25 protein-coding genes, 1 pseudogene and 1 riboswitch are annotated in these 26,965 nt (G+C 71.7%); of the genes and pseudogenes, 9 read left to right on the top strand and 17 right to left on the bottom strand.

The annotated features are described in order from the left end of the window. Window positions 1-150: 150 nt before the first annotated feature. The gene (locus tag OG542_RS33835) at window positions 151-1,752 is read right to left on the bottom strand and encodes an amidohydrolase (protein ID WP_328415802.1); all 1,602 of its coding nucleotides are present in this window, start codon (window positions 1,750-1,752) and stop codon (window positions 151-153) included. Window positions 1,753-1,818: 66 nt separating this feature from the next. Beyond that, window positions 1,819-2,259: an Lrp/AsnC family transcriptional regulator gene (locus tag OG542_RS33830; protein ID WP_328415800.1), complete on the bottom strand. Its 441-nt coding sequence runs from the start codon at window positions 2,257-2,259 to the stop codon at window positions 1,819-1,821. A gap of 268 nt (window positions 2,260-2,527) precedes the next feature. Here OG542_RS33830 and OG542_RS33825 point away from each other — a divergent pair, with 268 nt between their 5' ends. After that, window positions 2,528-2,962 carry a hypothetical protein gene (locus OG542_RS33825; RefSeq protein ID WP_193480159.1) on the top strand — a complete coding sequence of 145 codons (435 nt, stop codon included), beginning with the start codon at window positions 2,528-2,530 and terminating at the stop codon, window positions 2,960-2,962. A 207-nt stretch (window positions 2,963-3,169) separates the two neighbouring features. After that, window positions 3,170-3,418, top strand: a complete 249-nt coding sequence (locus tag OG542_RS33820; protein WP_328415798.1) for a hypothetical protein — start codon at window positions 3,170-3,172, stop codon at window positions 3,416-3,418. On the opposite strand, the gene OG542_RS33815 is transcribed toward OG542_RS33820, so the two are convergent. Further along, window positions 3,381-4,553: an acyl-CoA dehydrogenase family protein gene (locus OG542_RS33815; protein ID WP_311124651.1), complete on the bottom strand. Its 1,173-nt coding sequence runs from the start codon at window positions 4,551-4,553 to the stop codon at window positions 3,381-3,383. The genes OG542_RS33820 and OG542_RS33815 overlap by 38 nt on opposite strands. A gap of 329 nt (window positions 4,554-4,882) precedes the next feature. Here OG542_RS33815 and OG542_RS33810 point away from each other — a divergent pair, with 329 nt between their 5' ends. Further along, window positions 4,883-6,151, top strand: coding sequence for a glycoside hydrolase family 18 protein (locus OG542_RS33810; protein ID WP_328415795.1), 1,269 nt, complete (start codon window positions 4,883-4,885; stop codon window positions 6,149-6,151). 50 nt (window positions 6,152-6,201) lie between these two features. Here OG542_RS33810 and OG542_RS33805 read toward each other — a convergent pair whose 3' ends face one another. The 3 genes from OG542_RS33805 to OG542_RS33795 all read right to left on the bottom strand — a co-directional run bounded on the left by OG542_RS33805 (window position 6,202) and on the right by OG542_RS33795 (window position 8,569). Continuing rightward, window positions 6,202-6,861 carry a TetR/AcrR family transcriptional regulator gene (locus OG542_RS33805; RefSeq protein ID WP_261678698.1) on the bottom strand — a complete coding sequence of 220 codons (660 nt, stop codon included), beginning with the start codon at window positions 6,859-6,861 and terminating at the stop codon, window positions 6,202-6,204. 96 nt (window positions 6,862-6,957) lie between these two features. Continuing rightward, window positions 6,958-7,098, bottom strand: a complete 141-nt coding sequence (locus tag OG542_RS33800; protein WP_184597117.1) for an SCO1431 family membrane protein — start codon at window positions 7,096-7,098, stop codon at window positions 6,958-6,960. Between the two features lie 91 nt (window positions 7,099-7,189). Further along, window positions 7,190-8,569, bottom strand: a complete 1,380-nt coding sequence (locus tag OG542_RS33795) for a peptidase C39 family protein (protein WP_328415791.1) — start codon at window positions 8,567-8,569, stop codon at window positions 7,190-7,192. A 214-nt stretch (window positions 8,570-8,783) separates the two neighbouring features. Between OG542_RS33795 and OG542_RS33790 the strand changes: the two genes are divergently transcribed. Both OG542_RS33790 and OG542_RS33785 read left to right on the top strand, forming a co-directional pair. Continuing rightward, the gene (locus OG542_RS33790) at window positions 8,784-9,440 is read left to right on the top strand and encodes a uridine kinase family protein (protein WP_328415789.1); all 657 of its coding nucleotides are present in this window, start codon (window positions 8,784-8,786) and stop codon (window positions 9,438-9,440) included. Between the two features lie 432 nt (window positions 9,441-9,872). Then, window positions 9,873-11,735: an AAA family ATPase gene (locus OG542_RS33785; protein WP_328415787.1), complete on the top strand. Its 1,863-nt coding sequence runs from the start codon at window positions 9,873-9,875 to the stop codon at window positions 11,733-11,735. Between the two features lie 95 nt (window positions 11,736-11,830). Here the strand turns inward: OG542_RS33785 and OG542_RS33780 are convergent, their stop codons facing one another. The 9 genes from OG542_RS33780 to OG542_RS33740 form a co-directional block, all read right to left on the bottom strand. Continuing rightward, window positions 11,831-12,907, bottom strand: coding sequence for a hemolysin family protein (locus OG542_RS33780; RefSeq protein ID WP_311124656.1), 1,077 nt, complete (start codon window positions 12,905-12,907; stop codon window positions 11,831-11,833). After that, a complete protein-coding gene (locus OG542_RS33775) occupies window positions 12,904-14,238 on the bottom strand; it encodes a hemolysin family protein (RefSeq protein ID WP_311124657.1) in 1,335 nt (444 codons plus the stop codon). Before OG542_RS33775 ends, OG542_RS33780 begins: the two co-directional genes overlap by 4 nt. A 246-nt stretch (window positions 14,239-14,484) precedes the next feature. Further along, window positions 14,485-14,937 (bottom strand): PH domain-containing protein, encoded by a 453-nt coding sequence (locus tag OG542_RS33770; RefSeq protein ID WP_328415785.1) that lies wholly within the window; start codon window positions 14,935-14,937, stop codon window positions 14,485-14,487. A gap of 13 nt (window positions 14,938-14,950) precedes the next feature. Continuing rightward, the gene (gene hisG / locus OG542_RS33765) at window positions 14,951-15,799 is read right to left on the bottom strand and encodes an ATP phosphoribosyltransferase (protein ID WP_193480168.1); all 849 of its coding nucleotides are present in this window, start codon (window positions 15,797-15,799) and stop codon (window positions 14,951-14,953) included. A gap of 55 nt (window positions 15,800-15,854) precedes the next feature. After that, entirely contained in the window at window positions 15,855-16,127 is a 273-nt protein-coding gene (locus OG542_RS33760) for a phosphoribosyl-ATP diphosphatase (protein WP_003988914.1), read from the bottom strand. A 34-nt stretch (window positions 16,128-16,161) separates the two neighbouring features. Next, entirely contained in the window at window positions 16,162-16,647 is a 486-nt protein-coding gene (gene ribH / locus OG542_RS33755) for a 6,7-dimethyl-8-ribityllumazine synthase (protein ID WP_184597131.1), read from the bottom strand. Window positions 16,648-16,690: 43 nt separating this feature from the next. Continuing rightward, on the bottom strand, window positions 16,691-17,977 hold the full coding sequence (locus OG542_RS33750) for a bifunctional 3,4-dihydroxy-2-butanone-4-phosphate synthase/GTP cyclohydrolase II (RefSeq protein ID WP_261678705.1): 1,287 nt from the start codon (window positions 17,975-17,977) through the stop codon (window positions 16,691-16,693). Continuing rightward, window positions 17,974-18,618 carry a nicotinamide mononucleotide transporter family protein gene (locus OG542_RS33745; protein WP_311124658.1) on the bottom strand — a complete coding sequence of 215 codons (645 nt, stop codon included), beginning with the start codon at window positions 18,616-18,618 and terminating at the stop codon, window positions 17,974-17,976. The genes OG542_RS33750 and OG542_RS33745 overlap by 4 nt, the downstream gene beginning before the upstream one ends. Then, complete coding sequence (locus OG542_RS33740) at window positions 18,615-19,223, bottom strand: riboflavin synthase (RefSeq protein ID WP_328415780.1); 609 nt, start codon at window positions 19,221-19,223, stop codon at window positions 18,615-18,617. The genes OG542_RS33745 and OG542_RS33740 overlap by 4 nt, the downstream gene beginning before the upstream one ends. Window positions 19,224-19,367: 144 nt before the next feature. Beyond that, window positions 19,368-19,498, bottom strand: a riboswitch (FMN riboswitch). 254 nt (window positions 19,499-19,752) lie between these two features. Between OG542_RS33740 and OG542_RS33735 the strand changes: the two genes are divergently transcribed. Both OG542_RS33735 and OG542_RS33730 read left to right on the top strand, forming a co-directional pair. Further along, complete coding sequence (locus OG542_RS33735; protein WP_328415778.1) at window positions 19,753-20,640, top strand: RNA polymerase sigma-70 factor; 888 nt, start codon at window positions 19,753-19,755, stop codon at window positions 20,638-20,640. A gap of 123 nt (window positions 20,641-20,763) precedes the next feature. Continuing rightward, a complete protein-coding gene (locus tag OG542_RS33730) occupies window positions 20,764-21,540 on the top strand; it encodes an SDR family oxidoreductase (RefSeq protein WP_328415776.1) in 777 nt (258 codons plus the stop codon). Between the two features lie 29 nt (window positions 21,541-21,569). Here the strand turns inward: OG542_RS33730 and OG542_RS33725 are convergent, their stop codons facing one another. Then, the gene (locus tag OG542_RS33725) at window positions 21,570-22,907 is read right to left on the bottom strand and encodes an ROK family transcriptional regulator (RefSeq protein ID WP_328415774.1); all 1,338 of its coding nucleotides are present in this window, start codon (window positions 22,905-22,907) and stop codon (window positions 21,570-21,572) included. 133 nt (window positions 22,908-23,040) lie between these two features. Between OG542_RS33725 and OG542_RS33720 the strand changes: the two genes are divergently transcribed. Further along, the gene (locus OG542_RS33720) at window positions 23,041-24,249 is read left to right on the top strand and encodes an MFS transporter (RefSeq protein WP_328415772.1); all 1,209 of its coding nucleotides are present in this window, start codon (window positions 23,041-23,043) and stop codon (window positions 24,247-24,249) included. Between the two features lie 118 nt (window positions 24,250-24,367). Next, the gene (locus OG542_RS33715) at window positions 24,368-25,747 is read left to right on the top strand and encodes a uracil-xanthine permease family protein (RefSeq protein ID WP_328415769.1); all 1,380 of its coding nucleotides are present in this window, start codon (window positions 24,368-24,370) and stop codon (window positions 25,745-25,747) included. Between the two features lie 4 nt (window positions 25,748-25,751). Here OG542_RS33715 and OG542_RS33710 read toward each other — a convergent pair. After that, a pseudogene (locus OG542_RS33710) lies at window positions 25,752-26,851 on the bottom strand (glycoside hydrolase family 6 protein). Window positions 26,852-26,965 lie beyond the last annotated feature (114 nt).

Genomic DNA, 26,965 nt, shown 5'->3' with positions numbered 1-26,965 from the left:
GACTCCGCCGAACCTACCGGCCACCTGCGGCCGCCTGTCAACAGCCGTTTGACCTGCGCATCTCCCGCCAAAGGCCTGGTCAGTGCGGAGGATACGCAGGTCGCGTGCCGGGGGCGCGGCACACGATCGCGTGCGCGCCACCCCCGTAGATCACTCGCCCGGCCGTACGAAGACCGTGCGTCCGCCCACCACGGTGCGCAGACAGACGGGCAGGTCGCGGCCCGGGGTCAGGTCGGGCAGCCCCGGGGTGCCGGAGCGGGGATCCGTCGACCAGCGGGCGACCCGGTCGTCCGGGGCCTGCACCACGAGTTCGCCGGTGTGCCACACCGCGTAGTCGGCGGGGGCGCCCGGCACCAGGGCGCCCGCGTCGTCCCTCCCCACGGCCCGCCATCCGCCGCGCGTGTGCGCCGTGAACGCGGCGCGCACGGAGACGCGGTGCTCGGGCGTGCGGTGGAAGGCGGCGGCCCGGACCGTGCCCCACGGGTCGAGCGGGGTGACCGGGCTGTCGGAGCCGAAGGCGAGCGGGACACCGGCGCGCAGCAGGGCGGCGAACGGGTTCATCGCACGTGCCCGCTCGGCGCCCAGCCGCTGCGCGTACATGCCGTCCTGGCCGCCCCACAGGGCGTCGAAGGCGGGCTGCACGGAGGCGGTGAGGCCGAACTCGGCGAAGGCGGCGATGGCGTCCGGAGTGAGCATTTCGGCGTGCTCGACGCGGTGGCGGGCGGCGCGGACGCGGGCGAGGCCCAGCTTCTCGGCGGCGGCGCGCACGCCCTCGACCACGGCGTCCACCGCCGCGTCGCCGATGGCGTGGAAGCCGGCCTGGAGACCCGCCTCGGTGCAGGCGACGACATGGGCGGCCACGGCGGCGGCGTCCAGGTAGACGTTGCCCGTGTGGCCGGCGTCGGCGTACGGCTGGTGCAGGCAGGCCGTGTGCGAGCCGAGGGCGCCGTCGACGAACAGGTCGCCCGCGGCGCCGATCGCGCCCAGTTCTCGCGCCCTGGCGACGTCCCGCTCGGCCCAGTAGCCGACGACGCGCGGCCCGGGTTCCCCGGCGGCGAGGCGCAGCAGGCCGGTGAAGTCGTCCTCGGAGGAGATCTCCGGGCCGGCGCACTCGTGGACCGTGCCGATGCCGAGGGAGACGGCGTGCGCGAGCGCGGCGCGCTGCGCGTCGACGCGCTGCTGAGGCGTTACGGCCGCGAACGCGGCGGCCCGTACGGCGTGGTGGGCGTCGGCGGTGAGCGGTCCGTCCGCGCGGACGGCGTCGGGAACCAGGTCGAGCAGGGCCGTCGTGACGACCGCCGAGTGGACGTCGATCCGGCTGAGGTAGAGGGGCCGGTGTCCGGCGGCCTCGTCCAGCTCCGCACGCGTCGGGGGGCGACCGCCGGGCCAGCGGGCGGCGTCCCAGCCGTGTCCGAGCAGGACGCGGTCGTCCGGGCGGGAGGCGGCGAAGTCCCGTACGAGGGTCAGGGCGGCCTCGAGAGAGGGAGCGGCGGACAGATCGAGGCCGGTGAGCGCGAGGCCGGTGGCAGTGGTGTGCACATGCGCATCGGTGAATGCCGGAGTGACCAGTGCGCCGTCGAGGTCGATCACCTCGTCGACCCCGTCCACGAAGGCGTCGGCGGCCCCCTCCGACCCCACCCAGGCAACCTGGCCACGTTCCACGACCATCGCGGTGGCGAACGGGTCGGCAGGGCTGTGAACCTCTCCACGGCGGAGCAGGACGGTCTTCGACGGGGCGCTGGACTCACTCATGGACAACAGTCTCGCGCCTGACCCCGGTCACTCCGAACATGGGTCGCCCGCAACGCCCGACGGTGATCAGATCCGCGGCGGCCGCGCCTCGTACGGCGTGGACAACACCACCGTCGTCCGCGTCGAGACCCCCGCCAACGTCCGCACCCGGGCCAGCAGTTCCTCCAGCTCGTGCGGCGTCGAGACCCGCACCTTGAGGATGTAGTTCTCGTCCCCCGCGACACTGTGGCACGCCTCGATCTCCGGCGCGCCCGCGAGCCGCTCCGCGATGTCGTCAGGGGCGCTGGGGTCGAACGGTTTGACCGAGATGAACGCGGTCATGGGGAGCCCGACGGCCTCCGGGTCGACGACCGCGGCATAGCCGCGGATGACGCCGCGCTGCTCCAGCCGGCGCACCCGCTGGTGCACGGCCGACGTGGACAGACCCGTGGCCTTGCCCAGGTCGGTGTAGCTCATCCGCCCGTCCTTGACGAGCAGCTGCACGATCTGTCGGTCCAGCTCCTCCATGGCGCAAGAACCTACAGTGCGGTTGATCTCCTCGGATACCCGAGCAGCCCAGGTCATGCCCGGTTCGTGATGTGGCCGGAAGCCGACGGTCAGCCGCCCGGGGGACAAAACCACCACAGTGGGCACCTGCGCGCGGCATGTGACGAACGCCACAGGGCTCGAACGGTCTCCGTGATGTTCTCGTGATTACCGCCGAGAGGGGACGGGAAGTGCTTGCTGTGGTCGAGGCCGCAGTGCCTGAACGGCCCAGTCCGAGGGGGAGAACCCAATGCAGAGTCTTAAGCGCCCTGGTCGCACCGCGCCCAAGCGGCCGCAGCTCGTCGTCGAGCCCGAGCCGGAGGGCGTCGAACCCGACACCTTCGACGACGAGCTCGACTCCTACGACACCTTCGAGATGTTCCGGGTCGTCTGCCCGGACTGCGCTCAGCCAATCGCGCTGCTGGCGGACGAAGAGGTTCTGCCGGAGCACGCGCTGTGCGCCTCGCCGTGGAACCCGTTCGGACTCACGGTCTGTGCCGGCACCGGCCGCAGGGCCACGGACGCCAGCCCCGCGGACGAGTCCGCGGATCCTCAGGAGCAGGACACCGCCCTGCTGTTGACGCTCCCTCAGGGGCTCGACTGGCGGACCCAGCCCTTCTCGCACGTCGGCGGCCCGGGCTCGCGCCCGATCAGGGTCCCCGTCATGCGCCGCCAGGCGGCCTGAGCGCGGGCCTTCCCGGCCCGCTCGCTCCACCCCAGTGACTGCTCCGCACCACGGCTCGCAGGGTGCCGTGGTGCGGTTCAGTGCGTCCGGAGCACACGGGTGGCGCGCACTCCCCGGGCCCTGCCGGAGCGACCAGGGGGAGCCCTGAAACGCACGCCCGATTCCACCATCCGGTGACCTGTCCGGCCTTCGCCGCGTTGCCCTGGCATGACCCCCATCTCCTCAGCGACCGGGCGTCAGCGCCTCCTCTTCGTCCCGGCACCCGCAGAATCGGTTCGGCCGACCGCGCCGCGCTACCAGGACCCCCCGATCTACCGCGACCTGATGCGGACCTGGGCCGAGGGCGGCCGCACCCTGCCGGGCCGGCACGACCCGGAGTGGATGCGGCTCGCGGCGCCCTGGCGGGGCCTCGACCAGTTCAGCGTTCCTCTGGCCCCACGAGATGGCGGGCGATGACCATCCGCTGGATCTGGTTGGTGCCCTCGACGATCTGCAGCACCTTGGCCTCGCGCATGTAGCGCTCGACCGCGAAGTCCGCGGTGTAGCCGTAGCCGCCGAGGATCTGCACGGCGTCGGTGGTGACCCGCATCGCGGTGTCGGTGCAGTGCAGTTTGGCCATGGCCGCCTGCCGGGCGAACGGCCGGCCCGCGTCCCGCAGCCGCGCCGCCGCGAGGTAGAGCGCACGGCCCGCCTCGATCTGCGTCGCCATGTCGGCGAGCATGAAGCGAAGCCCCTGGAAGTCGGCGATCGCCTTCCCGAACTGGCGCCTTTCGGCCGCGTACACCAGCGCCTCGTCGAGCGCCGCCTGCGCCACGCCGATCGCGCACGCCGCGATGCCGAGCCGCCCCGAGTCCAGCGCGGACAGGGCGATCGCGAAGCCCTGCCCCTCCTCGCCGATGCGCCGGTCGTCGGAGATCCGTACGCCGTCGAAGTGAACCTGGGCGGTGGGCGAGCCCTTCATGCCCATCTTCTTCTCGGGCACCGCCGCGCTCACCCCCGGCGCGTCGCCGGGCACCAGGAACGCGGTGATCCCGCGCGGTCCCTCCTCGCCGGTGCGCGCCATGACCGTGTAGAAGTCGGCGATCCCGCCGTGGGTGATCCAGGCCTTGGTGCCGGTGATCACCCAGCCGTCGCCGTCCCGCACCGCCTTGGTGCGCAGGGCCGCCGCGTCCGATCCGGAGTGCGGCTCGGAGAGGCAGTAGGCACCGAGCAAGCCGCCGCCGAGCATCCCGGGCAGGTGCTCGACCTGCTGCTCCTTGGTGCCGTAGGCGGCGAGCGCGTAGGAGGACAGGGAGTGGACGCTGACGCCGAGGCCGACCGTGAGGCGGGCCGCGGAGAGCTCTTCGAGGGCCTGGAGATAGACCTCGTACGGCTGATCGCCGCCGCCGTACTCGGACGCGTACGGCAGGCCGAGCAGGCCGGAGTGCGAGAGCAGGGTGAACAGGTCCCGCGGGAAGCGGCCGGCGTCCTCCTCCTCGGCCGCCTTCGGGGTGATCTCCTGCCGCGCGATGTCACGGACGAGTGAGATCAGCTCCCGGGCCTCCTCCGTGGGCAGTTGTCGGTCCACCGGCTGCGGGGCGCGGTCGGGCATGGCGACGCTCTCCTCCCTGTCGGGCACTGGCGGACGGGCCCATGGGTGGGGGGCGCCGCCGGGTCGATCTGGTGCCTGGCCGATGCTTGCAGTCCCGGGTCTCGGAAGCTGCTGACCAGCGGCTGTGCGCTGTGAGTATGCCCGATCGGAGGCATGCAGTCACCAGTTAACGACCGCTTACTTCAGGTAATGCCCGAGCACATCCGCCGGATCGGAATTGGTCCGCACCATTGACCGAACTGGTCTAGTCCTCCTACCGTTTCGCTTCACCGAGTCATCGCGTTCATGCCAATCGGCGCGCGTTCCCTCTCCCCACGAGGAGACACCGGATGCACACCCCCCACCGCTCCCGCTTCCGGGCCATCGTGTCCGCGGCCTGTTGCGCCGTCCTCGGCGCCGGTCTGCTGGCCGGCGCCGGCACCTCGACCGCCACCGCGGCGGCCTCGGCTCAGGAGGCCGCCGCGGCATCGAAGGCCGCGCCCGGCTCCAGGGCCGCCGGCTCCAAGGTCATCGGGTACTTCACCGAATGGGGCACCTACGACCGCAAGTACTACGTCAAGAACATCGAGACGTCCGGCTCGGCGGCCAGGCTCACGCACATCAACTACGCGTTCGGCAACGTCACCGGCGGAAAGTGCGCCATGGGCGACGCCTACGCGGCCACCGACCGGGCCTACACCGCCGCCGACTCCGTCGACGGCAAGGCCGACACCTGGGACCAGCCGCTGCGCGGCAACTTCAACCAGCTGCGCAAACTGAAGCAGAAGCATCCGAACCTCAAGGTCCTGTGGTCCTTCGGCGGCTGGACCTGGTCGGGCGGCTTCGGCGAGGCCGCCAGGAACCCGGCCGCCTTCGCCCAGTCCTGCTACGACCTGGTCGAGAACTCCAAGTGGGCCGACGTCTTCGACGGCATCGACATCGACTGGGAGTACCCGAACGCCTGCGGCGCGACCTGCGACACCAGCGGCAAGGCGGCCTTCCGCGACCTGGCGCAGGCCCTGCGCGCCAAGTTCGGCTCCCGCAACCTCGTCACCGCGGCGATCACGGCCGACGCCACCCCGGGCGGCAAGATCGACGCGGCGGACTACGCGGGCGCCGCCCCGTACGTCGACTGGTACAACCCGATGACGTACGACTTCTTCGGCGCCTGGGACGCCGCCGGCCCGACGGCCCCGCACTCTCCGCTGACCTCGTACTCCGGCATCCCGAAGGCGGGCTTCCACACGTCGGCGACCATCGCGAAGCTCAAGGGCCTCGGCATCCCCGCCTCGAAGCTGCTGCTCGGCATCGGCTTCTACGGCCGCGGCTGGACCGGCGTCACCCAGTCGGCCCCCGGCGGCACCGCGACCGGCCCGGCGGCGGGCACGTACGAGCAGGGCATCGACGACTACAAGGTGCTCAAGACCAAGTGCCCGGCGACGGGGACGGACGCCGGCACGGCGTACGCCAAGTGCGGGAACGACTGGTGGAGTTACGACACCCCGGCGACCATCGGGACCAAGATGACGTACAAGAACCAGCAGGGTCTGGGCGGCACGTTCTTCTGGGAGCTGAGCGGCGACACGGCGAACGGTGAGCTGATCAGGGCCATCAAATAAGGCAGGGCGATCAGGGGCGGAGGGACCGTGACGGGCCCTCCGCCCCCGTCTCACGCGTCCTGGCGGGCGGCCGCCTGCGGGGCCGGGTAGGCGGGGTCCAGGTCCTCGATCGCCCGCAGGGCGCCGCCGAGGCCCTTCACCAGCAGCTCGCACATGGTCTCGCGGGGCAGTTCGGGGCGGTCGATCCATTCGAGGGTGGCGCCCTCGACGCTGCACACCCAGGCCAGCAGCCCCATCCGCGCCAGCGGGGTGATGTCGACGCGGCCGTACGCGCCCTCGGCGATGGTGGCGACGATCGCCTCGCGCACACCGTCCCGGATGGCGTGCACCTCGGTGTCGAAGCCGACTCCGCCGCTGACGATCGTGCGGTACGCGGCCTGGTTGTGCTCGGCGTAGCGCAGATAGCTGTCGATCGTGCGCTGGACACGGTCGACCGGGGGCAGTTCGAGTCCGCTCGCCGCCAGGGTGACCAGGTCGGTGACCGAGTCCTGGATGATGGCCAGGTAGTAGCCCCGCTTGGACTGGAAGTAGTAGTAGATGAGCCCCTTGGCGACGTGCGCCTGCCGGGCGATGTCGTCCATCGAGAGGGCGTCGTAGGACGTGTCTGCGAACAACCTCCGGCCGATGGCGATGAGTTCGGCACGGCGCGCCAGCGAGCGCTCGGTGCCGCGGGCTCTGGGACGCGCGGCAGGCTGTTGACTGATATTCAATTTCGACCCTGGTTCCAGGCGGGCGAGGAGGGACATCCGCAGTATGGCAGGTCGGAGGGCCGGGTCGTGGGTCAGGTCACAGCGCTCCGGCCAGGGTCACAACAGCCCGAGCTGAGTCACGAGCATCGCGACGACCACGACGAGCGTCCAGCCCATGACGTGCTCGACGATCTTCGGGCCGTCGTCCTGGGGGCCGCCCGTGCGGACGCCGGCGGCGGTGGCTGAGTGTGCGGTCATGGCTTCTCGCTGATCCGGTGGGGCGGACGGACTTCCCCCGAAGTTCCGCCCACCTTGCCACCCGGAGCGGCTTTTGCGGCCGAGAGTTTGGTCACACGCGCACGCCCACGGCTGTCAGCGCCCTGCGCTGGGCCGCGGTCGGGCGCGCCGGGAAGTACAGATAGCAGACGCCGCCGGTACCGGAGACGACCTTGCCGGAGGCGTTGTACCGCTTGGTCCGCAGCCAGATGTTCTCCCACTCGCGCCGCCGGTAGACGCGCCGCACGGCCTGGTTGGTCGCCGAGGCGGGGTCGTTCGCGATCACGTCGCCGCCGGCCGTGAAGCCGATGACGGTCATCAGGTGCCCCGCGGTGCCGTACCCGGCGCCGGTCAGCTCCTCCTTCAGGAAGGACTGGGACGTTATGGCCGGGATGCCCGCCGCGATCAGCGTCTCCAGGTCGGTGAGCGAGCCGAGCCGGGTGACCACGGCCTGGAGGTCCTTGAACGTGGCCGCGTAGGCGGCGTTGAAGGGCCAGTTGCCGCAGCCCGAGTACTGGTAGTCGTACGTGAACCGGGCCGCGTGGCACACCTGCGGATCGGCGTACGACGGCTCCACCCAGGCCAGCTGCTCGGAGCTGAGCCGGCCGCCCCAGTACTCGATGATCATCTGGGAGGAGGTCGGGCTGCACCAGGCCTCGCCGCCGTTGTCGTACTCGGGGTACTGACCCTTGTGGATCTCCTGCGAGTACCGCGGGACGGTCAGTTCCTTCGCGAGGCCGGGCGCGGACGCCGGGACGGTGAACCGGTCGGGGACGTCGGAGCCCATCGTGCCGAGCCGCCACACGGTGGGCGTGGCCTTGGTGCCCGGCTTGCGGTACAGCGTCAGACGCAGACGGTAGGAGGCCAGGCGCAGGCCCGTCGCCGGGTCGTCGACGGCCAGCGTGTCCGTCCAGACGGTGCTCTTGCCGTCGCTCTGGTCGTCGACCGAGGTGCGCCGGATGTCCTGGTCGCCCGCCGCCCAGCGGCCCATCACGTACCAGGGGCTGCTGGTGCCGTCGGTGTACGTGCCCATGAACTCGGCCTGGATCCAGGTGCCGGCCGGGGTGCGCGCGTTCCAGGAGACGATCGCCTCCGTCGCGGGGACGGCGAGCCGGTGGACGGGGGACGTCCAGGTGCCGTACTCCCAGGGGGCGGTGGTGCCGGTGTGCGGGTCCTTGTAGTCGGCGGTTCCGGCGGGCTTCGCGATCACCAGACCCGGTCGGGCGCCCGCGACCGCACGGGTACCCCGGGCGGTGCCGCCGCGCCAGTCACCGTGCGAGACCCAGGCCCGGTTGTCCACGGTGCGGGCCGGGACCGCCCGGGAGGGGTCCGCGGTGTCGGTCGTCATGGAGACCTCGGTGTCGGCGGCCGCCGGACCCGCGCTCGCGGTGACGGCGGCGGCGACCGCTGCGGCCAGGACGGTTCTGCGGGACGGCTGTTCGGCTCTGCTCATGGCGGGGACCCCCGGATGTCGGAGTCGGGCAGGGGCGGGGCAGGTCCGTTGCACGGTCGGTCGCGCATGCGTGTGCGCCACATATGAGCACAGCCCGCCGGGTCCTGCCAGCACTTCGACCCGCGCCACGCCCACCAATATTGGCGTCGACCAGTGGCAGGAGCGCAGGAGCCGTGAACTGCGTCGCCAGGCAGGCCCTAGAGTGCTGCGCGAGATGAATCCGTCCTTCCGCTCCGCACCGGGACCCGCCGTCCGCGACCTGGCCTCCCGGATCCGCCGCCTTTCCCCCTCCTGCGGCCCGGTCCGTCTCGTCGGCGTCGACGGGCACGCCGGCTCCGGGAAGACCACGTTCGCCGAGCAGTTGGCGGGGGCGCTCGGCGGCGCGCCGGTGCTGCGCCTCGACGACATCGCCAGCCACGACGAACTGTTCGGCTGGACCGGACGGCTGCTGGACCAGGTGATCGAGCCGCTGGCCGACGGCCGGACCGCGCACTACGCCCCCTACGACTGGCGGGCCCGCCGCTTCGGCCCTCCCCGCCCCCTGCCGCCCGCACCGGTGATCCTCGTCGAGGGCGTCGGCGCGGGGCGCCGGGCACTGCGCCCCCACCTGGCCCTGCTGCTGTGGATGGAGCTGCCGGGCGAGGAGGCCTGGGCGCGGGGACGGTCGCGGGACGGGGAGGAACAGCGGGAGTTCTGGAACGGATGGGTCCCGGCGGAGCGCCGGCATTTCGCCGACGATCCCTCGCGGCCCTTCGCGGATCTCCTGGTACGGCAGGGAGAGAAGGGGTACGAGGTGTTTCCGGGACCTGCTGGGACTGTTGGACCGGACCAGCCCCTCACGCACGGTGACGGACCGCCCGCAGTGTGCTGAACTTGTGAAAGCCCTTGCGGTGCAACTTGCCGGAGTGCTTCAACTCGGCTTGACCGGTGGGCCGTACAGGACTTACGTTCTGAATGTGCGGCCATTCGGAGCCGCCCACAGACGCGAAGCCCCCGGTTGTTCCCCCGTGATCGGGGGCTTCGTTCTGTCTTCTTCCGTTTTCCGGGCCTCGTGAGGCGCCGAACGCTCACACTCGGTCACCGTGCGCGAGTGGACCGCATCCGCTCCCACCTCGCCGAACGGCCCGTGCGGCACCCTTCGGGGGCGCCGCCCCCGCAGGTACGATGCCCTCGTCGCGACCTACGGACGGTTGCTCCGCGCACCTCGCAACTCCGGTCCGTGGCACAGCGGTTCGAGCAGGGCAGCCGGCTGGGGGGACGGCTCGTTGGCATACCGACGGGGGCACGGTTCGTGGGGGACGTGATGGAATTCGGCACGCAGGGCCCGCAGGCCCCGGCCGACCTCGCCTGGCTGCGAGGCGTCGACGCCTACACCATGGGCGCCTATCCGCAGGCGGAGGAGGAGTTCCGCGCCGCCGTACGGATGGACCCCGGGATGGCCGACGGCTGGCTCGGGCTGCACGCGCTGCGCGTCGACACGACGACCGCGCTGCTCAGGATGTTCCGGCACCGGGACCGCTTCGGGGAGCAGCGCTCCCGCTACCGCCGCACCCTCAACTCCTGGTACTGGCTGGGCTGGTGGGTGCAGCCCGTGCTGGAGAGCCCCCGCGACCTGCTGCTCGCGCACGCCTCCCACTGGCTGGACGGCCGCCACGTCCCCGAGCTGGACCGGGCCCTCGCCGGGCTTCCGCCGGTGGACACCGACGCCCAGGTCCGCTTCCTGCACGCCTGCCGCGCCTATCTGGTCAAGGACTGGGAGCAACTGGTCCGCCACACCGACCCGCTCCTCGCCGACCCGATGCTCGGCATCGAGACGGGGCTCTTCGGCGGCATGGCCCGGGTCCGTCTGGAGATGTACGGCCAGGCCGAACCGCTGCTGTCCGCCGCGCTGATGCGCTGCCGCAGCGAGCAACCGCAGCGCAAGGAGCTGCGCTACTGGCTGGCCCGGGCGCACGAGGGCACCGGCCGCAGCGCCGCCGCGCTCCCCCTGTACCGGGCCGTGCACCGCATCGACCCGGCCTTCATGGACACCTCGGCCCGGCTCGCCGCGATCGCCGAGGGCGACGGCTACGACGACTCCACCGACCTCGCGGCGATCACGCTCCCGGGCCTCGGCCAGGACGCCGTGGACGGGCCGGACGGATTCGACCCGCTCTTCGGCACCGAGGGCCGCGACCTGAGACTGCCCGACCTCGAGCCGCCGGGCTCCGCTCCCCTGCCACCGGTGACGGATCCGGCCGTGCGCGAGAAGTTCTCCCCCGCCCCGTCCCTGCCCGCCGGGCCCACCGATCCCGCGTTACTGGAGGAGGCACTCGCCGAGCTGGAGCGCATGGTGGGTCTGGAGCCGGTGAAACGCCAGGTCAAAGCGTTGTCGGCGCAGCTGAACATGGCTCGGTTGCGGGCCGGTCAGGGCTTGCCGGTCCAGCCGCCCAAACGGCACTTCGTCTTCTCCGGCCCCTCCGGCACCGGCAAGACCACCGTCGCCCGCATCCTCGGCCGCGTCTTCTACGCCCTCGGGCTGCTCGGCGGCGACCATCTCGTGGAGGCCCAGCGGGCCGACCTGGTCGGCGAGTACCTCGGGCAGACGGCCGTGAAGGCCAACGAGCTGATCGACTCGGCCCTCGGGGGCGTCCTCTTCGTCGACGAGGCGTACTCGCTGTCCAACTCGGGCTACGGCAAGGGCGATGCGTACGGCGACGAGGCGCTCCAGGTGCTGCTGAAGCGGGCGGAGGACAACCGCGACCATCTCGTGGTGATCCTGGCCGGCTACCCGGAGGGCATGGACCGCCTGCTCGCCGCGAACCCCGGGCTGTCCTCCCGCTTCACCAGCCGCGTCGACTTCCCCTCCTACCGTCCCCTCGAACTCACCGAGATCGGCAAGGTGCTCGCAGCGGAGAACGGCGACCTCTGGGACGAGGAGGCCCACGACGAACTGCGGTCCATCGCCGGGCATGTGGTCGACCAGGGGTGGATCGACGAACTGGGCAACGGACGGTTCCTGCGGACCCTGTACGAGAAGAGCTGTGCGTACCGGGATCTGCGGCTGTCCGTGTATCCCGGGGTGCTGGGCAGGGAAGACCTGGCGACCCTGCGGTTGCCGGATCTGATGCAGGCGTACGGGGAGGTGCTGTCCGGGCGGGGGCCGCAGGATCCGCCCGGACTGTGACCGGCCGAGCCTGCGGGCAGTCGTGCTGCTGGGGCGGCACGGGTGGACGCAGGCGGCACCCCGCGGCGCCGGGCTGCGCACCCACCCAACAGCGACTACGTCGCCAGTACCTCCTCGCCGGACCTCGGCTCGGTCAGCCTGATCTCGGGGACTTCCCGATGCGCGGGATCCCGCACCTCGCCCACCAACAGCTCCAGCACATCCTCCAGCGCGACCAGTCCGAGCACCTTCCCCGACCCGTCGGCCACCTGGGCCAGGTGTGTCGCGGCCCGCCGCATCACCGTCAGCGCGTCGTCCAGCGGCAGCTCGGACCGCAACGTCGTCATGGGCCGCCACAACTGCTGCGGCACGGCCCGGTCGGAGTGCTCCAGGTCCAGGACGTCCTTCACATGCAGATAGCCCATGAACGCCCCGTTCTCCGCCGCGACCGGGAACCGGGAGTACCCGGTCCGGGCCGTGAGCTCGACGATGCGCCCGGGGGTGACGGACGGGCTGACCGTCACCAGTGACTCGCGCTTCAGCAGGACGTCCGTCACCGGGCGCGAGCCCAGCTCCAGGGCGTCCTCCAGGCGTTCGGCCTCCTCGGGGTCGAGCAGGCCCGCGTGGCCGGCGTCCTCCACCAGCCGGTTGAGCTGCTCGCTGGTGAAGACGGCCTCGACCTCGTCCCTGGGCTCGACGTGGAAGAGCCGCAGGATGCCCTGGGAGACCGCGCCGAGCGCGGCGGTGATCGGCTTGCAGAACCGGGCGAACCAGACCAGGCCGGGACTGAGCCACAGCGCGACCTTCTCGGGGGCCGCCATCGCCAGGTTCTTCGGGAGCATCTCGCCGATGACGAGGTGGAAGAAGACCACCGCGGCGAGAGCGATGACGTAGGTCAGCGGGTGGATCATGCCGTGCGGCAGGTGGATCCACTCGAAGACCGGCTCCAGCAGATGTGCGACGGTCGGTTCGGCGACCGCGCCGAGGGTCAGCGAGCAGACGGTGATGCCGAACTGGGCCGCCGCCATCATCTGCGGCAGCCGCTCGAGCCCGTAGAGGACCTGCCGGGCGCGGGCCGTGCCGAGCGGTTCGATCTGGCTGCGGCGTACGGAGACGAGCGCGAACTCGGCACCGACGAAGAAGCCGTTGGCGAGCACGAGCAGCGCGGCGAAGAGAAGTTGGAGCACGCTCATCGGACGGCCTCCACCATGGCTGCCACCGGGGCCGTCCGCACGAGCCGGACCCGCTCCGCGCGGTAGTGGCCGACCTGGCGCACCGACAGCCGCCAGCCGGGCAGCTCCGCCCTGTCGCCGACGGCCGGGATGCGGCCCAGCAGATCCGCGATCAGGCCCGCGACGGTCTCGTACGGGCCTTCCGGCACCTCGAGGCCTATGCGCAGCAGGATGTCGACACGGCAGCTGCCGTCGACGTCCCAGGCGGGCCTGCCGTCTTCCGGCGCTGCGGAGGCCAGCTCGGGGAGGTCGTGTCCGTCGTGCTCGTCGCGGACCTCGCCGACGATCTCCTCGACGATGTCCTCCAGTGTGACGACGCCGGCCGTGCCGCCGTACTCGTCGACAACGACCGCGATGGGCTGCTCGCTGCGCAGACGGGCGAGCAGCGGCCGTACGGGCAGCGTCTCGGGGACGAGCAGCGCGGGGCGGGCGATGCGGCCGACGGGGGTGCGCAGCCGGTCCCGCACGGGCACGGCCAGGGCGTCCTTGAGGTGGACCATGCCGACCACCTCGTCGATCCTCTCCCGGTAGACGGGGAAGCGGGACAGGCCCGTGGCCCGGGTCAGGTTGACCACGTCCTCGGCGGTGGCCGAGGACTGCAGGGCGCTGACCTTCACGCGCGGCGTCATCACGTGCTGCGCGGTCAGCTCACCCAGCGACAGGGTTCTGACGAAGAGGTCGGCCGTGTCCTGTTCCAGGGCGCCGGCCCGGGCCGAGTGGCGGGCCAGGGAGACGAGTTCGCCGGGGGTGCGGGCGGAGGCCAGCTCCTCGGCGGGTTCGATGCCCAGGGCACGTACGAGCCGGTTCGCGACGGCGTTGAGGCCGGCGATGACCGGGCGGAACAGCCGGGCGAAGACATGCTGCGGGCCCGCGACGAAGCGCGCGACCTGAAGCGGCCTGGACACCGCCCAGTTCTTGGGCAGGAGCTCGCCGATCACCATCTGCACGGCGGAGGCCAGCAGCATGCCGACGACGACCGTGACACCGGAGACGGCTCCCTCGGGGATGCCGATCGAGGTGAACGGGCCGTGCAGCAGCTCCGCGAGCGCCGGTTCGGCGAGCATGCCGACGACGAGGGAGGTGATGGTGATGCCGAGCTGGGTGCCGGAGAGCTGGAAGGACAGTTCCTTGAGCGACTCGACGACGCGGTGGGCGCGCCGGTCGCCCTCGGCGGCGGCCTTCTCGGCCTCGGGCCGCTCGACCGTCACGAGTCCGAACTCGGCCGCCACGAAGAATCCGTTGGCGAGAATCAGCAGGAACGCGGCTGCCAGGAGCAGCAGGGGGGTGGTCATGATGCCGCCGCCTCCGCAAGGTCGCGAACCTCGAAAACGGGGTCCGCGCTATGTCGGCAGGGGGCGGCGCAAGTACTACAGGACGATCCGTCCATCGCCGGAGAGGGTCACTCCTCGGTTAGCAGGAGCCTCTGTGCACCTGGCGGGGCAACAGAGGCGGAGGCCCATCCGTTCAAGCCTCCGTCAACAGATTAATCAAGACACGGCCCCGTGCGGCAGTGGCGGCCGCCCTGTGGATGTGCCGAGTCAGCTCTGATGCCGCTCGTCCGCCACGGAACGGGCCTCGGCGAGCGCGCGCAGGGCCCGGGCGTCGGCGATCGCCCGCTGCCTGGCGATACCCGGCTGAATACCGAGGACAGGCAGGCTGGTGCCGTCGCTGAGGTTGAGGAATACCCAGGGGTCGCCGGGCCGGAGAGTCACCTGAAGGATCTCCGCCCACTCCAGCCGGCGCTTGTTCGTGAGGTTCACCACGGTGACGCCGGACTCGTCGGCGACGACCTTGGGCCGGGCCAGCAGGAGCAGCACCGCGTCCAGCAGAAGCGCCGTGAGGACGAAGCTGAGGCGCTCGGCGGGGCCGAGCTGCTTCAGCAGCATCGCGACGGCCGTGATCACGATCAGGATCGCGACGGCGGCGGTGAGCAGCACCGCTCGGGTGCTGCCCGGCCGGAAGGTGACAGGCAGGGTGGGCAGATCGGACATCGGTGTACGCCCCTCAGAGACGGCAGGCGTGGATGGCCGTGGTCAGGATGGCCCGGGCGCCGATGTCGTAGAGGTCGTCCATGATCCGCTGCGCCTCCTTGGCCGGGACCATCGCGCGGACGGCGACCCAGCCCTCGTTGTGCAGCGGGGAGACCGTCGGCGATTCCAGACCGGGGGTGAGGGCGACGGCCTTCTCCAGCTGCTCCACACGGCAGTCGTAGTCCATCATCACGTACGTCCGGGCGACCAGGACGCCCTGGAGGCGCCGCAGGAACTGCTGCACCTTGGGGTCGTCGGCGTCCGCGCCGGTGCGGCGGATCACGACGGCCTCGGACTTCATGATCGGCTCGGCGACTACCTCGAGGCCCGCGTTGCGCAGCGAGGTGCCGGTCTCGACGACGTCAGCGATGACCTGGGCGACGCCGAGCTGGATGGCGGTCTCGACGGCGCCGTCGAGGTGGACGACGGAGGCGTCGATGCCGTGGTCGGCGAGGTGCGCCGCGACGATGCCCTCGTACGAGGTGGCGACGGTCTTGCCGGCGAGGTCCGCCAGGCCGCCGATGGTGCCGGGCTTGCAGGCGTAGCGGAAGGTGGAGCGGGCGAACCCGAGCGCGAGGATCTCCTCGGCGTCGGCGCCCGAGTCGATGAGCAGGTCGCGTCCGGTGAGGCCGATGTCCAGCTGACCGGAGGCGACGTAGATGGCGATGTCGCGGGGGCGGAGGTAGAAGAACTCGACCTCGTTCACCGGGTCGACGATCCGCAGCTCCTTGGATTCCCGGCGCTGCTGGTAGCCGGCCTCATGCAGCATCTCCGCCGCAGGGCCGGACAGGGAACCCTTGTTGGGGACGGCGATGCGCAGCATGAGGTCGGCTTCCTTTGCGTGGTGTCTTACGGGAACGGGTGCGGCTGGCCGCGGCTTACAGGTGGGCGTAGACGTCGTCGAGGGAGATGCCGCGGGCGACCATCATCACCTGGACGTGGTACAGCAGCTGCGAGATCTCCTCGGCGGCCGCCTCCTTGCCCTCGTACTCTGCGGCCATCCAGACCTCGGCGGCCTCTTCTACGACCTTCTTGCCGATGGCATGGACGCCCTTCTCGACCAGCTCTGCGGTGCGGGAGGTGGCGGGATCGCCCTGGGCGGCCTTGTGCTGGAGCTCGGTGAAGAGCTCCTCGAACGTCTTCTTGGACATGGTGACGCCTAGCCTACGCGGTGTAGGGGGCGCCTCAGCGCCAGGGTTCGGATACCGAGCGGAGGGTGGCGGCGGTCGCCACCGCCGCCGTCACCGCCTCGTGTCCCTTGTCCTCGTTCGAGCCCGGCAGGCCCGCGCGGTCCAGTGCCTGCTCGTCGGTGTCGCAGGTCAGCACGCCGAAGCCAACGGGTACGCCGGTCTCGACCGACACCTGGGTCAGGCCCTGGGTCACGCCCTGGCACACGTACTCGAAGTGGGGGGTGCCACCGCGGATGACGACGCCCAGGGCCACGATCGCGTCGTAGCCGCGGCCCGCGAGGACCTTGGCGACCACCGGGAGCTCCCAGCTGCCGGGGACCCTGAGCAGGGTCGGCTCGTCGATGCCCAGGTCGTGCAGGGCGCGCAGGGCGCCGTCGACCAGACCGTCCATCACCTTCTCGTGCCACTGTGCCGCGATGACGGCGACCCTGAGGTCACCCACATTGCGTACCGACAGTTCCGGTGCACCCTTGCCGCTCACGTCTCTCCTCAGAGCTTTCGCACTGCTGACTTGCTGTGCTGTCTTACTGGTTGCTGCAGGCCGGCACGGTGGTCGTGTCGAGCCAGGGCAGGTCGTGGCCCATCCGGTCCCGCTTGGTGCGCAGGTAGCGGAGGTTGTGCTCGCCGGCGCTCACGGGCATCGGCACGCGTGCCGTGACGGCGATGCCGTGGCGGACGAGGGCGTCGCTCTTGTCGGGGTTGTTGGTCAGCAGACGCACACCGCGCACGCCGAGGTCGGCGAGGATCTGGGCTCCCGCGGCGTAGTCGCGGGCGTCGGCGGGCAGGCCGAGTTCGAGGTTGGCGTCGAGGGTGTCGCGGCCGCGCTCCTGGAGTTCGTAGGCGCGCAGCTTGGACATCAGGCCGATGCCGCGGCCCTCGTGTCCGCGCAGGTAGACCACCACTCCCCTGCCCTCGGCCTGGATACGGGCCAGGGAGGAGTCCAGCTGGGGGCCGCAGTCGCAGCGGGCGGATCCGAAGACGTCGCCGGTGAGGCACTCGGAGTGGACGCGGACGAGGACGTCCTGGCCGTCGCCGATCTCACCGTGCACGAGGGCGACGTGCTCGACGCCGTCGACGGTCGAGCGGTAGCCGTACGCCGTGAACGTGCCGTGGGCGGTGGGCAGTCGGGTCTTGGCCTCACGGCGGACGGTCGGCTCGCTGCCGCGGCGGTAGGCGATCAGGTCCTCGATGGAGATGATCGTCAGGCCGTGCTTGCGGGCGAAGGGGATCAGCTCGGGCAGGCGCAGCATCGTGCCGTCCTCGCCGGCGATCTCGACGATCGCTCCGGCCGGACGCAGACCCGCGAGGCGGGCGAGGTCGACGGCGGCCTCGGTGTGGCCGTTGCGGGTCAGGACCCCGCCGGGCCGGGCGCGCAGCGGGAAGATGTGGCCGGGGCGGACGAAGTCGTCGGGCCCCGTGACGCCGTCGGCGAGCAGCTGGAGCGTGGTGGCGCGGTCGGCGGCCGAGATGCCGGTGCTCACGCCGTGCGCGGCGGAGGCGTCGACGGAGACCGTGAACGCGGTCTTCATCGACTCGGTGTTGTCCTCGACCATCTGCGGCAGGCGCAGCCGGTCGAGTTCGTCGCCCTCCATGGGGGCGCAGATCAGGCCGCGGCACTCGCTCATCATGAAGGCGACGATCTCGGGGGTCGCCTTCTCGGCGGCGATGACGAGGTCGCCCTCGTTCTCCCGGTCCTCGTCGTCGACGACCACGACCGGGCGGCCGGCCGCGATGTCGGCGATGGCCTGCTCGACGGGGTCGAGCGCGAAGTCCTCGATGTCGTCGGTGTACAGGACGGTTGCGGCACTCATGCCGGCGCTCCTTCCAGGGTGGGCTGTGCTGCCGCGCGCGAGCGCAGCCACCAGTCGCGCAGGCCCCACAGGACGAGCGCGCCGTAGATGATGTAGACGAAGCCGGAGAAGGCGAAGCCGTTGGCGAAGTTCAGCGGGACGCCGACCAGGTCGACCAGGAGCCAGGCGAACCAGAACTCGACCATGCCGCGGGCCTGGGCGTACATCGCGACGATGGTGCCGACGAAGATGTACGCGTCCGGCCACGGGTCCCAGGAGAGGGTCGGGAAGGCGGTGAACAGGCCGCCGACCGCGAGGGTGCCGACGGCGGCCGCGCCGGCCAGTGCCCCGCGCTCGCGCCAGGTGGCGAACCGTACGGCGATGGAGCCGTCCTGGGCCTGCTGCCGGCCGCGGTTCCACTGCCAGAAGCCGTAGCCGGCGACGAGCATCACGACGATCTGCTTGCCGGCGCTGCCGGAGAGGTGGGCGGTGGCGAAGGCCGTGAAGAGGATCAGGCCGGACACGAACTGGGCGGGCCAGGTCCATATGGAGCGCCGCCAGCCGAGGGCGAGGGCGATCAGGCCGATCACGTTGCCGATCATGTCCGACCACTTGATGTGCTGGCCGAAGAGCGAGAAGGCCTCGGAGTTGAGCCAGTTCACCGGTCCGCCCCCAGCACACGGTCGCCCAGCATCCGCTCGACGTACTTGGCGATGACGTCCACCTCGAGGTTGACCGGGTCGCCGGGTCCCTTGTGGCCGAGCGTGGTCAGGGCGAGGGTCGTGGGGATGAGGCTCACCGTGAAGTGGTCCGGACCGGCGTCGACGACCGTGAGGCTGATGCCGTCGACGGTGATGGAGCCCTTCTCGACCACGTAGCGGGTGAGGTCCGCGGGGAGGGAGATCTTCACGATCTCCCAGTTCTCGGAGGGCTTGCGCTCCAGGATCTCGCCCGTGCCGTCGACGTGGCCCTGCACGATGTGCCCGCCGAGGCGTTCGCCGACGGCCATGGGGCGTTCGAGGTTGACGCGGGTGCCGACCGCGAGGGCGCCCAGGCTGGAGCGGTTCAGGGTCTCGGCCATCACGTCGGCGGTGAACTCGTCGCCCTCGTGGTCGACGACCGTGAGGCAGACGCCGTTGACGGCGATGGAGTCGCCGTGCTTCGCGCCCTCGGTGACGAGGGGGCCGCGCAGACGGAAGCGACAGGCGTCGTCGAGGGTCTCGACGGCGGTGATCTCGCCCAGCTCTTCGACGATTCCGGTGAACACTTCCCGGGTCCTCCTGCCTCTTCGGGCACGGACTCCGGGGCTGTCGATGACGACAGATGTACGAGCAGGGACGCCGGGGGTGACGCCGGACGGAGTCCGCCCCGAGGACGGACCTCTTCGGCGGCACACACGTATGCCTGCCCGCCGCGCACTGCCTCCCATCCGGACTTTAACCGTCGGTCCAGGAATTTCACCTGGTCAACCGATCGCTGGAGGCGACCGGGTCGCGGACTGTAACCGCCGGTTCGGACTTTCACCGACCCCGGAGTGCGCTGCTACTGGTACACGGCCAGTGTGCCACGCCTGATCGACGTTCAAAGAGGCGGACGGTGTGGGCTGCCTCACAGACCGTGTTGTCGCCCTCACTCAGGTTGGTACACACCTATTGACGGTGTGGTCTAGTCCTTTCTAGGGTCGGCTCCAGGGTTGACACGACCTCGCGGACCGGCCCGGCGGCGGTGACGACGGCCCTTGCCCGCCGCCGGGCCTTCCCACGCCGTGCGGCCGGCGTTCTGGCAGGGTGGGCCCCATGACCACGACGATCGCCGACGAGTTCGAGGTCCACCGGCCCCGGCTGTTCTCGCTCGCCTACCGGCTGCTGGGCTCCGCCGAGGAGGCGCAGGACGCGGTCCAGGACGCGTATCTGCGCTACAGCGGCGCCGACCGTGCGGGGATCGAGCATCCGGCGGCCTGGCTCGCCAAGGTCGTCACGAACCTCTGCCTGAACCGGCTGACATCCGCGCGCGCCCGGCGCGAGCGGTACGTCGGCACCTGGCTGCCGGAGCCGGTGGCCACCGGGGACGGCGCACTCGGTCCGCTGGAGTCGGCCGAGCAGCGGGACGCCGTGTCGATGGCGATGCTGGTGCTCCTGGAGCGGCTCACGCCGACCGAACGGGCGGTGTACGTGCTGCGGGAGGCGTTCGGGTACGGGCATCGGGAGATCGCCGGGGTCCTGGATCTGAGCGAGGCGAACTGCCGTCAGGTGTACCGGCGGGCCGTGCGGCGGGTGGGCGAGCCGCGGGCCCGTTTCGAGCCCGCGTCCGAGCAGCAGGAGGAACTGGTCGCGTCGTTCATCACGGCGGCCCGCGAAGGCGACCTGGCCGGGCTGGAGAAACTGCTCGCGGCCGATGCCACGTGGTGGAGCGACGGTGGCGGCAAGGTCACGGCGGCCCGGTGGCCCATCGAGGGCGGTCCCAGGATCGCCCACTTCCTGGCGGGCGGGGGCCCGAAGTTCTCGGTGGGCCTGGACTTCGTGCCGGTCGAGGTCAACGGCGCGACAGGGCTGGCGACCTGGGCGGGCGACACGCTCGTGGGGCTGGCGGCGTTCGAGGTGCGCGACGGGCTGGTCACCGGGGTGCGGGCCGTGGTCAATCCGGAGAAGCTGGCGTTCGCACGGCGTCAGCTCGCCCGGTCGTAGGTCCGTCGGGCGCGGTCGCGGGATCGCCGGGCGTGTCTGTCACATTCGGCAGGGGGTGTTCGGTCTCAGCTGACGAGGGGCGCTCCAGCCGGAGCGCCCGGGCCTTCGAAGGGACTGAACGGCATGACCACGATCCTGGTGACCGGCGGCACCGGAACACTCGGCCGGCTCGTCGCCGAGCGGCTGCGCGCGGACGGGCACGAGGTGCGGGTGCTCAGCCGGCACACCCAGCCGTACGCGGTCGACCTGAGGGAGGGCGGAGGCGCGCTGGACGCAGCCGTCACGGGTGTGGACACGATCGTGCACTGCGCGTCGGCGCAGAAGGGCGATGAGCAGGCGGCGGCGAACCTGATCAGGGCGGCGCGCGGGGCCGGCGTGCGGCACCTCGTCTACATCTCGATCGTGGGCGTCGACCGGGTGCCGCTCCGCTACTACAAGAGCAAGCTCGCCGTGGAGCGGCTGGTCGAGGAGTCGGGGCTCGGCTGGACCGTGCTGCGGGCGACGCAGTTCCACGACCTGCTGGTCATGGTGCTGCAGGGGCTGTCGAAGCTGCCGGTACTGTTCCTGCCGGCCGGTGTCCGGGACCAGCCCGTCGAGGTGGCCGAGGTCGCGGACCGGCTGGTCGAGCTGGCGGCGGGTGCGCCCGCCGGGCGGGTCGAGGACCTGGGCGGGCCGGAGACACGGACGTTCGAGTCCCTGGCCCGCGCCTATCTGAAGGCGTCCGGCCGACGCCGGGCGGTGGTGAACGTACCGCTGTGGGGAGCGGCGTACCGGGGCTTCCGGAGCGGGGGTCATCTGACGCCGCAGCGGGCGGTCGGCAAGGGCACGTTCGAGGAGTATCTGGTGGGGCGGTTCGGGGGCGGGCAGGTGCGGACGGGGAGCGGGCGGTCCCAGGCATAGCGGGGACTCGGCCGGGGGCCCGGGGCGCCCTACCAGCGCTGGATCGGCCGCTCTCCGGGGGTGAAGAGTTCCTCTTGAGCGCGGTCTCGGGCCGTGAGGAGGGCGCCGCGCAGGACAGCGCCGCCGCCCAGGGTGGTCGTCCGTACCTCCGTGGGCAGGGGCGTCATCCGGGCGATACGGTCCCGCACCCGGCCGGCGAGCTCCTCACCACCGGCCTGCCCGACCTCACCCCCGAGCACCACGCACCCGGGGTCCAGAATCGCCACCACCGAGGCGACTCCGACGGCGAGACGATCGGCCAGGGCATCGAGGAAACGGGCGGCGGGGGTGGCGGACGCGGACGGGGACACCTCGTCCTCACTCGCGGGCCCGGGCGTCTCGCCCGGTCTCTCGGGCCGGGACGCCTCGGCCCCACCCTCAGGCCGAGACCCGCCGCCCTCCACCCCCCGCACCTGGCCCACCGCAGCCCTCACCACTCCCACCGCCGCCCGCAAAACCCCCACCACCGACGGCTCCTGCCCCGGCTCCGCCGGAACCCCGTGCGCCGCCGCCAGTTCCACGACCGCGGTTGAGGCGGCCAAGCCGTGGAAGCCGCCCTCGCAGTCCGGCGCGGACGGCAGCGTGGTCGTGCCCGGGACCGGGAGGAAGCCAATCTCGCCGGTGCCGCCGGAGGCGCCGCGGCGTAGTGCGCCGTCGAGGACCACGGCCGCGCCCGTGCCGTGGCCCAGCCACAGCAGGACGAACGTGTCCCGGTCCCGGGCGACGCCGTCGCGCTGCTCGGCCAGTGCCGCGAGGTTGGTCTCGTTCTCGACGCTCACTCCTGCCTCGGGCAGCCGCTCCTGGAGGGCGGCGACCAGGCGCCGGTGCCACTCGGGCAGCCCGGAGGAGTCGCGGAGTTCGCCGCTGGCCGGGTCGATCAGGCCGGGTGCCCCGATGCCGACGGTGTGCAGCCGGTCGGCATCGGCCTCCTTCACCACCCGCTCGACCAGCGCGACCGCCTGTTCCACGGCGGGACCCGTTCCCATGTCACCCGTGATGGGCATTGAGGCCTCGGCCAGAACCCGGCCCACCAGGTCGGCGACGGCCACGGAGACACCCTCGGTGCGTACGTCCAGCGCGGCGAGGTGCGCCCGGTCGGCGACGATGCCGTACACCTTGGCGTTGGGCCCGCGCCGCTGCTCCCCCGCCTCGCCGACCACCGCGATCAGTCCGGCGGCGGTGAGGCGTTCGACGAGGTCGGCGACGGTCGGCCGGGACAAACCGGTGAGCTGCTTCAACTGCCCTGCCGTCAGCGGGCCCTCCTGCTGGAGCAGACGCAGGGCGTGCCGGTCGTTGATGGCCCGGGCGGTGCTCGGGGATGCGGGCATGCCGGGATCCTTCCAGATCGGCGAGACCGTCGGCCGTGACCCGACGGGAAACCCTCTTATTATCAGGCAGGGTTCCTGATAGTTTACGCCCGCATGACGTGAGTGCGGCAGAGATCTGGAGGGGGACCGCAGAATGGGCAACGTGGTCGACGAACTGCGCGAGGTGAAACGGTCCCGGTACGCCGTTGCCGCGGTCTTCGCCGTGCACGGCGCCGTGACCGGCTCGTTCGCCACCCGCGTGCCCTGGATCCAGGACCACGCGGACGTGAGCGCCGGGCAGTTGGGGATCGCGCTCGCCTTCCCCGCGCTCGGCGCGTCCGTCGCGATGCCGCTCGCCGGCAGCGTCAGCCACCGGTTCGGAGCCCGCAACGCGCTGCGCGGACTGATCGCCCTGTGGACCCTCTCGCTGGTCCTGCCGTCCCTCGCCCCGAACCTGCTCACGCTGTGCCTGGCCCTGTTCACGTACGGCGCGACGGCGGGCATGGCGGACGTGGCGATGAACGCGCTCGGTGTCGAGGTGGAGAACCGACTCGGCCGGTCGATCATGTCCGGGCTGCACGGCATGTGGAGCGCGGGTGCCCTGATCGGCTCGGCGGCCGGCACGCTCGCCGCACACCTCGGTTCGGACGCCCGGCTGCATCACGTGCTGGCCGCGGTGGTCCTCACCGTCATCGGCGTGCTGTCCTGCCAGTGGGTGCTCGATCTCCAGCCCGCCGAGGACGAGGAGCCGCCCCCGAGGTTCGCGCTGCCGCCCCGGTCGGCGCTGCTCATCGGCGCGATCGGGTTCTGCGCGGTGTTCGCCGAGGGCGCGAGCCTGGACTGGTCGGCGGTCTACCTGCGGGAGCAGCTGGAGACCTCGGCCGGTCTCGCGGCGGCGTGCACGACGGGCTTCACGCTCACCATGGCCATCGCCCGGATCGCCGGCGACCGGATCGTGGACCGCTTCGGTGCCGTACGGACCGTACGGGTCAGCGGTGTGCTCGCCGTTCTCGGCGGTCTGCTGATCGTCGTCGCGGACCGTCCGGCGGTGGCCATGAGCGGGTTCGCGCTGATGGGCCTGGGCATCGCGGTCGTCGTACCGCTGTGCTTCGCGGCGGCGGGCCGCAGCGGCTCCAACCCGAGCCTGGCCATCGCGGGCGTCGCGACCATCACGTACACCTCGGGCCTGATCGCGCCGAGCGCGATCGGCATGCTGGCCCAGGCGACCAGCCTGATGGTGTCGTTCTGCCTGGTGACGCTGCTGTCGGGCGGCCTGGTGGCGTTCGCGCCTGTGCTGCGCCCCGGCGACCGGGCGAAGATCAGCCGCCCGGAGACGGCGGCGGTTCCCGACCCGCGGCCCTGAGCCGGCGCCCGGCCCGGTGGAGACGCTGTCGCCCTGATCAGCCCCGGTCACCAGCGCCGCCGACGCACCCGGACAATGGTCCGGATACTCGCACGCACGACGAAAGCGATACCGCACCATGGATCTCGGCGTCCGCTGGAAACTGCACGGCGACGGACGCACCCCGGCGCCCGGCGCGGTGGTCCGTCCCGACGAGCGGCTCTCGTGGCCCCGCACGGCCGGGCTCGGCGCCCAGCACGTGGTGGCCATGTTCGGGGCGTCCTTCGTGGCTCCGGTCCTGATGGGCCTCGACCCCAACCTCGCGATCATGATGTCGGGCGTCGCGACCGTCGTGTTCCTGCTGGCCACGCGCGGCCGCGTCCCCAGTTACCTGGGCTGCTCGCTGTCCTTCGTGGGTGTGGCGGCGGTCATCCGCGCGCAGGGCGGCAGCAGCGCCACCGTCACCGGCGCGGTCTTCGTCGTCGGCGCCGCGCTGTTCCTGGTGGGGCTCGCCGTGCGGCGGTTCGGCGCGCGGATCATCCACGCCACGATGCCGCCGGTCGTGACCGGCGCCGTGGTGATGCTGATCGGCTTCAACCTGGCGCCGGTGACGGCCTCGACGTACTGGCCGCAGGACCAGTGGACGGCCCTGCTGACGATGCTGTTCACCGGTCTGGCGGTCGTCTGCCTGCGGGGTTTCTGGTCCCGGATCGCGATCTTCCTGGGACTGGTCTTCGGATACGGCGTCTCCTGGGTGTCCGATCTGGTCTTCGGCAAGATCCACTCGCTGGACGCTAGCGGCAAGCTCACCGACCACTGGCGGCTCGACCTCTCCGGCGTGGGCAAGGCCGACTGGATCGGGCTGCCGACGCTGCACGGCCCGTCCTTCGAGTGGTCGGCGATCCTGGTCGCCCTGCCGGTCGTCATCGCGCTGGTCGCGGAGAACGCCGGGCATGTGAAGGCGGTCGGCGAGATGACCGGCGACTCGCTGGACGACAAGCTCGGCACGGCGATCTCGGCCGACGGCGTCGGCTCGATGCTGTCCACCGCGGTCGGCGGCCCGCCCAACACCACGTACTCCGAGAACATCGGCGTGATGGCCGCGACCCGCGTCTACTCGACGGCCGCCTACTGGGCCGCCGCCGGCTTCGCCCTGCTGTTCGGCGTCTGCCCGAAGTTCGGCGCGGTCGTCGCGGCGATCCCGGGAGGTGTGCTCGGCGGCATCACCGTCATCCTGTACGGCATGATCGGCCTGCTCGGCGCCCAGATCTGGCTCAACGCCGGGGTGGATCTGCGCAATCCGCTGAACCTGGTCCCGGCGGCGGCGGGCATCATCATCGGCGTCGGCAACGTCTCCATGGAGTTCACGGACACGTTCTCGCTGAGCGGCATCGCGCTCGGCACGGTCGTCGTCATCACCGGCTACCACGCGCTGCGCGCCTTCGCCCCGGCCCATCTGAAGACGCAGCATCCGCTGCTGGACGAGGGCACTTCGTCCTACGACGACGCCAAGTCGTAGCGTCCTACGACGAAGCCAAGTCGTAGGCGTACGTCGCCGTGAAGGTCCCCGGCCTGCCCTTGCAGCCGTCCGACTCCCCGGGGAGCTTCACCCACAGGTAGGCGTCGATGCGGGCCTCGCCGGTGGCGAGGGTCGGTGTCCGGCCGAGCTTGCGGCCCGACGGGTCGCACCACTCCCCGTCGGCCGGGGCGCCGTTGCCGTTGCGGCTGGTGTCAGGGCGTCGAGGACCCGCCGGTCGTAGGCGACCTCGTCGGCCGTGGTGTGGAAGTTGGAGACGTTGCTGAAGATCCCGTCGGAGGACTCGGGCGAGGCGGCACCGGCCTTCCGCAGCCAGGCCGCCTGCTTGCCGGGCGCGTTCCAGCCCGAGTGTCCCGCGTCGTAGTACACGCGGGCCCGCGGGTTGGCGGCCTTCAGGACGCGGCCGGCCCGGGCCAGCGAGGCGAAGCGGTCCGCGCGTTCACCGGCGGAGAGGCACTCGGTCTGGGCGACCGAGTCCGGCTCCAGGACGACGATGACCTCGCCGGAGCCCAGACCGGCCGCGAACCGGTCGATCCAGGCGTCGTACGCGTCCAGGTCGGGCGCCCCGCCCTCGGAGTAGCCGCCGCAGTCCCGGCCGGGTATCGCGTACGGCACGACGACGGGCACCCGGCCCTGTGCGGCACCGCCGGACGTCACCGCGGCGACCCGGGCGGTGAGCGTGTCCGGGGAGTAGTCGGCGAACCAGACGGCGGCCGGCCGGCCGGCGATGCGGGACGCGATGACCTCGTGGCGCGGGTCACCGTCGTGGGCCCGGATCCAGTCGAGCACCTGGGAGTCGGGGTGGCGGTAGAGCCGGCCGGTCACGGCACGGGCGGGCTTCTGCTTCTCGGTCTCCGTCCTCGGGGGTGAAGGCGCTGAGACTGCGCTCTTCGTCACAGACGGTGTGGGCGAGGCGGAGCCGGAGACCGACGGGGACACAGACGGCACGGCGGGCAGGGGCGCGAAGCGGGGCGAGGCGGACACCTCGGGGGGCCGGGCCTCGTCCGAGGATCGCCGGTCGCCGACCGCGGAGAGCACCCCGGCGACCGCGCCGGCCGCGACCACGACGGAGGCCGCCACGACCATCGCGCCGCGCCGGGCGGCGCGCCTGCGCTCGGCCCTGCGGGCGGCCAGGCGCTGGGCACGTAAGCCTGACACGGTGCTGCTCCCCCTCCCCCTGCGGTGGGCGGCGTTCCCCCG

Source organism: Streptomyces violaceus, from assembly GCF_036014075.1.
In the GTDB taxonomy this organism is placed as follows: domain Bacteria; phylum Actinomycetota; class Actinomycetes; order Streptomycetales; family Streptomycetaceae; genus Streptomyces; species Streptomyces violaceus.
The sequence above is the reverse complement of the archived record's forward strand: the minus strand, read 5'-3'. Positions and strand labels throughout refer to the sequence as shown.

What these genes read in the sequence shown, in the direction of transcription:
- OG542_RS33785 (WP_328415787.1), top strand. Translation starts at nt 9,873, where the DNA reads ATGGAATTCGGCACGCAGGGCCCGCAGGCCCCGGCCGACCTCGCCTGG.
- OG542_RS33780 (WP_311124656.1), bottom strand. Translation starts at nt 12,907, where the DNA reads ATGAGCGTGCTCCAACTTCTCTTCGCCGCGCTGCTCGTGCTCGCCAAC.
- OG542_RS33800 (WP_184597117.1), bottom strand. Translation starts at nt 7,098, where the DNA reads ATGACCGCACACTCAGCCACCGCCGCCGGCGTCCGCACGGGCGGCCCC.
- OG542_RS33730 (WP_328415776.1), top strand. Translation starts at nt 20,764, where the DNA reads ATGACCACGATCCTGGTGACCGGCGGCACCGGAACACTCGGCCGGCTC.
- OG542_RS33750 (WP_261678705.1), bottom strand. Translation starts at nt 17,977, where the DNA reads ATGAGTGCCGCAACCGTCCTGTACACCGACGACATCGAGGACTTCGCG.
- OG542_RS33725 (WP_328415774.1), bottom strand. Translation starts at nt 22,907, where the DNA reads ATGCCCGCATCCCCGAGCACCGCCCGGGCCATCAACGACCGGCACGCC.
- OG542_RS33795 (WP_328415791.1), bottom strand. Translation starts at nt 8,569, where the DNA reads ATGAGCAGAGCCGAACAGCCGTCCCGCAGAACCGTCCTGGCCGCAGCG.
- OG542_RS33810 (WP_328415795.1), top strand. Translation starts at nt 4,883, where the DNA reads ATGCACACCCCCCACCGCTCCCGCTTCCGGGCCATCGTGTCCGCGGCC.
- OG542_RS33835 (WP_328415802.1), bottom strand. Translation starts at nt 1,752, where the DNA reads ATGAGTGAGTCCAGCGCCCCGTCGAAGACCGTCCTGCTCCGCCGTGGA.
- OG542_RS33760 (WP_003988914.1), bottom strand. Translation starts at nt 16,127, where the DNA reads ATGTCCAAGAAGACGTTCGAGGAGCTCTTCACCGAGCTCCAGCACAAG.
- OG542_RS33815 (WP_311124651.1), bottom strand. Translation starts at nt 4,553, where the DNA reads ATGCCCGACCGCGCCCCGCAGCCGGTGGACCGACAACTGCCCACGGAG.
- OG542_RS33775 (WP_311124657.1), bottom strand. Translation starts at nt 14,238, where the DNA reads ATGACCACCCCCCTGCTGCTCCTGGCAGCCGCGTTCCTGCTGATTCTC.
- OG542_RS33715 (WP_328415769.1), top strand. Translation starts at nt 24,368, where the DNA reads ATGGATCTCGGCGTCCGCTGGAAACTGCACGGCGACGGACGCACCCCG.
- OG542_RS33735 (WP_328415778.1), top strand. Translation starts at nt 19,753, where the DNA reads ATGACCACGACGATCGCCGACGAGTTCGAGGTCCACCGGCCCCGGCTG.
- OG542_RS33830 (WP_328415800.1), bottom strand. Translation starts at nt 2,259, where the DNA reads ATGGAGGAGCTGGACCGACAGATCGTGCAGCTGCTCGTCAAGGACGGG.
- OG542_RS33825 (WP_193480159.1), top strand. Translation starts at nt 2,528, where the DNA reads ATGCAGAGTCTTAAGCGCCCTGGTCGCACCGCGCCCAAGCGGCCGCAG.
- hisG (WP_193480168.1), bottom strand. Translation starts at nt 15,799, where the DNA reads ATGCTGCGCATCGCCGTCCCCAACAAGGGTTCCCTGTCCGGCCCTGCG.
- OG542_RS33720 (WP_328415772.1), top strand. Translation starts at nt 23,041, where the DNA reads ATGGGCAACGTGGTCGACGAACTGCGCGAGGTGAAACGGTCCCGGTAC.
- OG542_RS33820 (WP_328415798.1), top strand. Translation starts at nt 3,170, where the DNA reads ATGACCCCCATCTCCTCAGCGACCGGGCGTCAGCGCCTCCTCTTCGTC.
- OG542_RS33770 (WP_328415785.1), bottom strand. Translation starts at nt 14,937, where the DNA reads ATGTCCGATCTGCCCACCCTGCCTGTCACCTTCCGGCCGGGCAGCACC.
- OG542_RS33790 (WP_328415789.1), top strand. Translation starts at nt 8,784, where the DNA reads ATGAATCCGTCCTTCCGCTCCGCACCGGGACCCGCCGTCCGCGACCTG.